Source organism: Eoetvoesiella caeni (genome assembly GCF_003315175.1).
Taxonomy (GTDB): Bacteria; Pseudomonadota; Gammaproteobacteria; order Burkholderiales; family Burkholderiaceae_B; genus Eoetvoesia; species Eoetvoesia caeni.
In genome coordinates this window covers 255,942-264,433 of sequence record NZ_QNRQ01000006.1, presented here as the reverse complement: position 1 = coordinate 264,433, position 8,492 = coordinate 255,942, and the positions used below count along the sequence as shown (strand labels likewise).

9 protein-coding genes are annotated in these 8,492 nt (G+C 57.8%); 4 read left to right on the top strand and 5 right to left on the bottom strand.

Annotation, left to right across the window (positions count from 1 at the left end; all coding sequences use genetic code 11):
* The 4 genes from DFR37_RS13285 to DFR37_RS13270 all read right to left on the bottom strand — a co-directional run.
* On the bottom strand, window positions 1–336 hold a 336-nt coding region (locus tag DFR37_RS13285; protein WP_245954026.1), incomplete at its 3' end, for a cation efflux transmembrane domain-containing protein.
* Between the two features lie 40 nt (window positions 337–376).
* Window positions 377–649: a metal/formaldehyde-sensitive transcriptional repressor gene (locus DFR37_RS13280; RefSeq protein WP_113933797.1), complete on the bottom strand. Its 273-nt coding sequence runs from the start codon at window positions 647–649 to the stop codon at window positions 377–379.
* A 281-nt stretch (window positions 650–930) separates the two neighbouring features.
* Window positions 931–2,961, bottom strand: a complete 2,031-nt coding sequence (locus tag DFR37_RS13275; RefSeq protein ID WP_113933796.1) for a ParB/RepB/Spo0J family partition protein — start codon at window positions 2,959–2,961, stop codon at window positions 931–933.
* Between the two features lie 81 nt (window positions 2,962–3,042).
* Window positions 3,043–3,867 carry a DUF932 domain-containing protein gene (locus tag DFR37_RS13270; protein WP_113933795.1) on the bottom strand — a complete coding sequence of 275 codons (825 nt, stop codon included), beginning with the start codon at window positions 3,865–3,867 and terminating at the stop codon, window positions 3,043–3,045.
* A gap of 673 nt (window positions 3,868–4,540) precedes the next feature.
* Here DFR37_RS13270 and DFR37_RS13265 point away from each other — a divergent pair.
* The gene (locus DFR37_RS13265; RefSeq protein ID WP_211317249.1) at window positions 4,541–5,392 is read left to right on the top strand and encodes a hypothetical protein; all 852 of its coding nucleotides are present in this window, start codon (window positions 4,541–4,543) and stop codon (window positions 5,390–5,392) included.
* On the opposite strand, the gene DFR37_RS13260 is transcribed toward DFR37_RS13265, so the two are convergent.
* Window positions 5,389–6,228 carry a hypothetical protein gene (locus DFR37_RS13260; protein WP_113933794.1) on the bottom strand — a complete coding sequence of 280 codons (840 nt, stop codon included), beginning with the start codon at window positions 6,226–6,228 and terminating at the stop codon, window positions 5,389–5,391. The two genes, DFR37_RS13265 and DFR37_RS13260, sit on opposite strands and share 4 nt — an antisense overlap.
* A 420-nt stretch (window positions 6,229–6,648) precedes the next feature.
* Here DFR37_RS13260 and xisR point away from each other — a divergent pair, with 420 nt between their 5' ends.
* The 3 genes from xisR to DFR37_RS13240 all read left to right on the top strand — a co-directional run bounded on the left by xisR (window position 6,649) and on the right by DFR37_RS13240 (window position 8,489).
* Complete coding sequence (gene xisR, locus DFR37_RS13250; RefSeq protein WP_118994195.1) at window positions 6,649–6,852, top strand: excisionase family protein; 204 nt, start codon at window positions 6,649–6,651, stop codon at window positions 6,850–6,852.
* Window positions 6,853–6,975: 123 nt separating this feature from the next.
* A complete protein-coding gene (locus DFR37_RS13245) occupies window positions 6,976–7,200 on the top strand; it encodes a helix-turn-helix domain-containing protein (protein ID WP_113933792.1) in 225 nt (74 codons plus the stop codon).
* A gap of 23 nt (window positions 7,201–7,223) precedes the next feature.
* Window positions 7,224–8,489: a tyrosine-type recombinase/integrase gene (locus tag DFR37_RS13240; protein WP_218951472.1), complete on the top strand. Its 1,266-nt coding sequence runs from the start codon at window positions 7,224–7,226 to the stop codon at window positions 8,487–8,489.
* The last annotated feature ends 3 nt before the right edge of the window (window positions 8,490–8,492 follow it).

Here is an 8,492-nt window from a genome sequence, read left to right as displayed (position 1 = left end):
GTGCTTTATTTTCCGTTTTCTGAGACGACCACAGATCAGAAAAGACTGTGCAGCCGACTCTTGATATTCCGTGCAGTCACCTTCTGAAAATGACACATGCCTGCGCGCGAAACGATAAGCCAGCACGGCAATCAACATGGCTCCGGCATGCGTGGACATATGCCAGCCATCAGCCACGAGCGCCATTGAGCCGTATAAGGTACCGGCAATGATCTCCACCAGCATCATGCCGGCCGTGAGGGCGATGACCAGCCACACCCTGCTTTCATTGCGCTGGTGGTCGCTACCGAGAAAAAAGTGATCGTGGCCCGGGGCCGGTATAGTATTCGTCGTCATCAGGATTCCTGTATATCGCAAGCGGCGTGCGGGCAAGGCGTCATTTCATGTAGGCCCGGATGACCGCAATCATTTCCTCGCCACCCTGGTGGCGTTCCTTGTCGGTTTCGGCCATCAGGACATGTTCGCGCAAGTGATCTTCCATCACCTCTGTCGTCAACCCGTTGACGGCACCGCGAACCGATGCGATCTGACGCAGCACTTCCGCACATGCCGCTTCCGAATCCAGGGCGCGTTCAATGCCTTCCAATTGCCCTTTGATTCGACGGACGCGGGAGATCAGCTTGTCTTTCTGGCGGGACGTATGGGACATGAAAATCAGCCATTCAATATAGTATAGGGGGTTATATTATAATGAATTGCGAATTAAGCAAGAACCCAGCGTTGGCGCACGGCTGTTTCAACGCCACAGATCACCGCGAAGACGGTGATCTGCTGATTTGGTTTGGTTGTTGGCTCCGGGCGCGGCGATGCAGCGCCCGGATTTTTGACCACCGGCCCCAATGACGGAACGGAGTTGGGGCCGGTGGGATCTGAACCGATGAAGACAGCCAGCGCCCCGGCTGGAACCGGGGCGCTGGCCTATCGTCAAAGTTATGCGGCGACTACATCAGCGGGCTCAATGGCAGTGGGCGTTCCGCCATCCTCGGCGGTTGCGCCGTCTTCGTCTGTCGCCATATCCTGCGGGCCTTCAACCCGGAAAATAGCGGGCATCCATCCCGACCCGGCCACCAGCCGTTCCGCTTCGCTGGCAATATCGGCTTTTTTCAGCTTCGCCAGCCGGGAAACCTCATCGGGCGCGAACTCGCCCGCGGCATCAAGAATCACGGCCTTGGATACATGCTTGAAATAACCCTCGGCAGTCGGCTGCCACCATGCCGCCATGTCCAGTCCCACGGCCTGCGCCAGTGCCACACCCGGTTGCTGCGCGGTAGCGCGAGGCGTGACAACATCCACGCTTGCCGCCGCGCACACCGCCAGCAGCCGCACCAGTGCATCTTGCGGTTTTGCCAGCAAGACAGCGAACAATTCGGCGCTATCCTGCGGCAAGTCCTCGCCTATGGCTTTTTGCAGTTCGGCCAGCGCCACGGCGGAGGGAGATTCCGGCCAGTCCGGGGCCATGCTTTCCAGCCGGTCTTGCACGGTCAGGCGTATTTCCAGCGGCAAACTATCACGATAGTAATACCCCTTTTGCAAGACCGTCTGCACCATGCCATGCACCACAGCGGCCAGGGCGGCTTGTGGATTCCGGGCCAGCTCGATTTGCAGCGCGGCGGTACGGTGGGCGCTCAAACGCTGCACCAGCCGGTCGGACAGGGAAGCGGCCTTGGGCTGCTCGTCGTCCTCGCCATCGCTGTCTGCATCATCCTCGCCACTGAAACCCTGCCGCAGCCGTTCCAAGGTGCGCAGTGCCTTCGCTTCGGCTTCGCGCATCAGGCCACGATGCACCACCATTTCACCTTGTCGGTCCAGCGTCACAATGGCACCGGCGGCGGCTTTGACGTTCGGGGCGTAATCCAGCAGGCGATCTTCCAGCGCCTGCAATTGCTCGCCCAGGCTGTCGCCTTCCTCCTGCAAGGTGTCGGCCTTTTCCTCGTCGTCATCTTCCAATGCGGCATCAATCGCTTCACCAATGGCCTGCATCTTGGTTTCCAGCTTGTCCATGCGGTCGCTTTCCCGCTTGGTAGGGTTGCGCCGCTCACGCGGGGCGCGTTGGAAGGCTTGCAGGTCTGCATAGGTCGCGGCAGCCGTGGCATCCACCCATGCCCAGCCCTCGGCCTTCACGGTGGCCGCGTGTTCGTCCAGCTTTTGGCGCACCAGCGTGTCCAACAGCGCCGCATCGGTGACATACACGCCGCGATCATCCTGCGCGAACAGATCACGGCGAATACCACCGCCTGCGGCTTCGTAGGCATCCAGCCCGGCGAAACGCACCAGCGCATGGCCTGCGTCAATCTCCCGCTCGGTCAGCCGGTCACGCAAAGCGTGCGGCTGGCGTTGCCATTCGGGCGCTTCATAGAACGCGGCTTCCTGCGCCGCATGGTCATCCGTGATGGCAAGCGCCATCAACTGTTCAAGGGTGACGGCATCGGCACGATAATCGGCCAGCAGACGCCGCGATACATTCGCCAGCTTCAAACGGCGCTGCACCACCAGCGGGGTCACGCTGAAATCAGCCGCGATGTCTTCGATGGGTCGGCCTTCGGCCACCAGCGCGGCGAACGCTTCAAACTGGTCTGCGGGGTGCATGGCTTCACGCTGCACGTTTTCCGTCAGGCTGACGGTGCGGGCGCTGGCGTCGGCCACCAGCAGGCACGGCACCGCCCAATCCTTCGGAATGCGGCGGGTCTTTGCCAGCAGCTTGAGCGCATCCAGTCTGCGGCCACCGGCCACGACTTCGTAATGTTCGCCGTCGCGGGCCAGAATGACGGTCAGGTTTTGCAGCAGCCCCACGCGGGCGATGCTCTCGGCCAGGGCATCAACAGACTGCCTGATCTTGCGTACATTGCGCTTGGAAGCGCGAAGCTGCGATAGTGGCACGACAATCCGGTTTTGCGCCGGGGCGGCGACTTCCTGCGTAGCGGTGTCGATGACTTGGGTTTCGGTTTGATTGATCGCGTTCATGGTGAAAACTCCTTGAGGTTTTGCAGTGCAGCCATGAAAAGCGCGGCAAGGGTGGCTGCCTGCCCCTGCCGCGTAGGGGAATCAGGCTTTCAACTGGCGCATACCCTCGGCCAGCAGCCACAGGGAACGGTTCAGGCGAATATCGGAATCAATGCCTTGCACGGCTCGGGTACTCTGGCGGCGACCGTTGGCGCTGCGGCCACGCAAACCGCCTTTAATCAGGTTTTCTTGCAAGCGATTAAAGGTCATCCACAGATCGGGGCGACGGTCATCAAACCGGCGCGGCATCAGAATCTGGCTTTCCGTGATGGGCGCGGGCTTATCCGGGTCGTCGTATTTCAGGGCCAGCGCTGCGCGGGCGAATACTTCGGCTTCGCCATCACCCAGTGTGATGGCCTGCATGGCTTCGCGGGATTCCTGCACCCGCTCGAAACCGTCCAACACTTCATAAGCGCCTTCGATGACTTGGCCGGTAATGTCGCCCTTATGGGGAATGCGAACATCGGCCACGGCATCGCCGCATACAAGGCCATTGCTGCACACGAAACGAAACGCCCCGGCCAACATCTGGTAGCTGCTTGTGCCATCGTGCGAGTTCAAAAGAATGATTTCATTGGCGATGCTGTCATTCACTTGATTGGCGTGGCGCAGGCGAATCATGTGCTTGGTATGTTCGCGTCGGTCTTCGTTGCGTACTCGGGTCTGCGTCACCATGAAGGGTTCAAAACCCTCTTTCCGTAGCTCCGTCAGTACCGCCGCCGTAGGGATGTAGCGGTAGCGTTCTGAACGGCTTTCGTGTGGGGCATCGGCATAGATGGACGGAACCACGGCCCTGATCTGATCGTCCGACAGCGGTCGGTCGCTGCGAAGCACCGGGGAATGGGAACCGAAGCGGGATGCAAGCATGGGATTTCTCCTGACAAAGAAGGGGTTTGCTGTTCACCGCACACCGGATTCCAAGATTCGGAAGCCCAAGCTTTTGAGCTGTTGATGTGCGGTCGGCACGAAGAACCCGGTTGGCCTCGTTGCCACCGTCTTTCCAGAGTTCGTCGCCCGCGACGGTCAGGAGCCCACGAACGTGGGCCGTCAAGGAAACAAGCGTCAGGTTGGTGCGGCCCACAGGCGCAGCCGAGGACACGGCCTGGCGCGCCTTGACGGCACGCGGCCACGGGCTACAGTCGCGGACAAGGTGATGAAGACAGGAAAGATGGCTGGGCAGGCAACGGCCAGGTCTTTGGTGTCGCCCGCAGGCAAGCGCCAGCGCGCAGGCCCGAAGCAGGGAAGCCGGGCCGTAGGCGTCAGGGATGTGGAAGGCTGGCCAAGGCCAGTCCCGTCAGGGATGAGTGATAGCGAACGTGGAGCAGCGCGGTGCGCGGAGCGCAGACGCTATGAGTTGATTGCGTGATGCATTGAGGACATGGAGCACCATCCCGTTTTTATTTGATACATTTGATAGCCTGATTACTGGAATCGGCCATAAGTGCCCATCCAGGCGCAACAAAATTTGGACGTCCAGATATCCGTTGTATCTTGGAAGCGATCATTGGTAGAGACTCCTAGATTCAAGAGGACAAGTAAATTGCTCAACTTCGATAAAGCGTGGCGTTTCAAAAGCCCAGGGCCTATTCCGAAAAACGTTGTCCGCAATTTTTACGACTTGATCGAAAAAATCGCAGCGCAGGATGATATATGGCAAACGGTTGAGCGTTGCAAAAGCCGGTTCGGCGGAAATGGCCGAAGCAGCAGCTTGGATTGGGCGTGGAGCGATCTCTCTCGGTTGATGGATAACTCGGCTGAGAATGCGCCTGTGTTTATCGAGGCTTTTTGGAATTGCTGCGACGATCTCGAACAATCCGGCATGGGCGTACCAGACGTCCAAATCATCAATGCTATCTTGGCGGAACATGATGCGGGCTATGAAATACAACCGCCGGATTTAATCGCAACACGCACCTATACGCCGATCACGGTTCCGCGTCAGGCTCCATCGCTGGATGAGCAAGCCCGCGCGCTTATTAACGAGTGCTTGGCGGAATCCGAACGGCAGCTCGATATTGGTCAGGGCCGACGTGCGGTTCAAGAAATCCTCTTCCTTCTGGAATCAATCACTACAGCATTTCGAGGCTTAGGTGAGGACACAGTGACGATTCAGGGGAAGTATTTCGGACCGATCATTAACGAGATGAAAAAACGGGAGCGAGGCAAGGCACAGGAAAATATTATGACCTGGATGACGACCTTGCACGGCTACCTTTCATCGCCGACCGGAGGCGGTGTCCGTCACGGGACCGATCTCAAAGAAGGCATCGCAATCCAGCCGCACGAGGCGCGCCTGTACTGCAACCTCGCACGCAGCTATCTCACCTTTTTGCTGGAGGAACACGACCAACAGAGCAAGGGCGCGTCTTCGAAGCCTTGGTGCACCTACTAGCCCTCCACGATAGCTTCCAAGCGTCGCTGGAGCGTTTGACCTAAGACCTGGCGGCCCTCTGCGTTATTCAGGTACGCCACATAGCGAAGGTGGCGGAGATCAAACGGTATGTCGCTGGCGTTCTGGGTGATGAGAATAACTTCACGACCCAAGGTATGGGCTATACCAATTTCATAGAAGACGTTTGGGTTGCGATTTGTACAATCGCAGATAACAACGCGCGAACGATCGATCAAGGAGACGATATCTTGAATGATCGCGGGATTTTCCCAGATATCATCAGCGCGACGGCAGCGAAGTCCGACGACTTCTGCGGTCTGTCGAAGCGTTTCATAAACAGGCGTGAAGGGAGCGTCAAACGGCATCATGGCCGAAAGCAGCATTGGTTCGATCCGCTCATGCTCCGTGATATTGAATACGGAAGGACGCTGTCGACGCGACTGCGTATTTCGGATAAGAACCCTGTAAAGGTCCACGTCCTTTACTGCCCAATGGCTTCGAGAGAACTCGAAGTCACGAGGCATATCGAAATCGATCCTGTTCGCGAAAATTGCGCTGTTCAAGAGGGGCGGGATATCCATATCAAAGGTATATTCAATGGCAATTTCCCGCCCGACATGCCGAGCGCGCGTGATTGTCCCCACCCTGGCCAGCTGATCGCCAGTGCCCTCTTCCATGAAAACGCACGGCAGGCGGATAAGGCGGTCGAGGGCGATCTGATCACCATCACGAAAGGATGCAGCAATGTCACCGTCGGTGTATTCAAACAACCGATCAACCGGAACTGTGTCGCGCCCCGCGCCCCAGGGACTGTATTGCACCAACAGATTAAACAAATCGATTTCCTCACTGCCGTCGTTTTTTTGTTGATGTATACGGCCTATAAAAAACGAAAGCCGGCCTATCGTTCTAAGTGAGCAATTTTAATATGATAGCGAATGTTTTTTGTGGTCGCCCACTCCCCGCCCATTGCACTACCTGCTTTTGGCAAGCGCAGCGCGCAGGCCCACAAGGGCCGAAGGCATCAGGGGTCAATGCCGGATGGCCGGGATTCGGCACAAAGCGCGGGGCGCAGCCCGCGAACCCGACGGCGGCACGCCGGGATGCCAAGCTCAATCAACTTATCAGCGACACTATCTCCAGGCTCTCCTACGCCTATCTACGCCCACACAAGTTTCCTTAACGACGGGCTCCGGCAACAATGCTTCTATGTCATTTCAATCACCGGTATGGTGCCGGCACACAGGGAGAACGCCGTGAGCAATCCAAGCCGATGGGTACTCGTCAAGCGGTTTGCCGAAGTCACTGGCTACAGCGAGAACGCGGTGCGCCACAAGGTCAAAGGTGGAATTTGGCTGGAAGGTCGCATCTGGCGCAAAGCGCCGGATGGCCGCATCTTTTTGAACCTTGCCGAGTTCGAGCGATGGGTGGAAAGCACGGCGCACGCCAGATCCTTCTGAGTGACGATTGCAAGACATAAGCACCCGTCACCAATACGGAATGGCAGCTTTTGCAATACGACCAATGGTCGTATATAATTCGCGGACTGGGTGCATACGCGCAGGTTTCCACCATTCTTGTCTATGTCTGAATCGACGAAGCAGCAAAGCCCGCCGGTCGCCACCATTCGTGATGCCCGCATCGTGGCTGGCCTTACTCAAACGGAAGCAGCGCAAATTGTGCGGGTATCGCTGCGCACATGGCAGCGTTGGGAGGCGGGCGACCGTTCCATGCCTCCCGGTCTTTTCGAGCTTTTCATGCTCAAGACCGGCCAATGGCCCTTGAACGAACAAACGAAGGCGGAGTAAGCATAAGCAGCAGGAGCATCGTGATGGCAGTCGAAGCAGTAGCGAAGACCGGCTTCCCCGGCATCTGGATACACGGCAAATCGATCCGCGTGGACTTCATGCACCAGGGCGTGCGCCATCGGCATACGCTTGGGCTTGACCCCACCAAAGCAAACCTCAAGCACGCTGCGCGTCTGCGCAGTGCGGCCCTGTATGCGTTGCGCACCGGCACCTATAACGAAGCAGAAATGTTTCCACACACGCGCCCAGCGGAAAGCGCTGTCCAAACCAGCAAACGCCTGGACGACCTGTGCGACCGCTACAAGCCGCTCAAAGCGGTGGACATCACACCGGAAACACAGTCACGCTACGAGAACGCGCTAAACGTCTGCCTGGAGACGATCGGCCGCGACCGCCAAATCGACGCACTCAAGCCAGCAGACATCCAGCAATTGCGAGTCGATCTGATCGCCACCCGCGCGGTCTCTACTGTCAATCACTACCTCGCCACCTTCTCCGGCTTCCTGTATTGGTGCGAAGACAACGGATACTGCAAGGATCTGGCCAAGCATTGCACCCGCTTCACCAAAAGCCACAAAGACCCCGATCCGTTGAGCTTCGAGGAATATCAGTTGCTCATTGATAAAGGCTGCATACACCCGATTGACCGGGCAGCAGTCACGTTGTCGGTCTATACCGGGCTGCGCCCCGGTGAGTTGCTGGCATTGGCTGTGGAGGATGTAGCCGCCGACCTGAGCAAGATCACGGTACGCCGATCCATAACCCAATCCATGACCTTCAAGGTTCCCAAAACAAACAAGGAACGCACCGTCTTGCTGTTCCCACCCGCTCAAGAGGCACTGCGGGTGCTTATTGAGGGCGCCAAACATCGCAAGCCCGTTGATCTGCAAGTCTGGCTGAACCGCCACGAATCGCGTACCGACCGCGTGCGCGTTTTCCTATCGCCCAAGACTCAAGCACGCAGAAAGGAAGTCAACGAGTTCTTTGTGCCCAGCGCCTGGAATACCAAATGGGGCAATCTGATCCGGCGCGCGGAGATTCGCCCGCGCCCGCCTTATCAAACTCGCCACACCTACGCATGCTGGAATCTGACGGCTCGCGGCAACCTGGCCTTCATCGCTAATCAGATGGGCCACAATGATTACTCCATGCTCGTGCAAGTGTATGCCCGCTGGATAGACTCAGAGTCCCCCAGCGAGCTCGAACGCATCTGGGAGAGCATGCAAAACATGCGTCAAATCGTCCCAAATTTGTCCCAAGAAAACAGCGAAGAAACCATAACTAGTTGATTT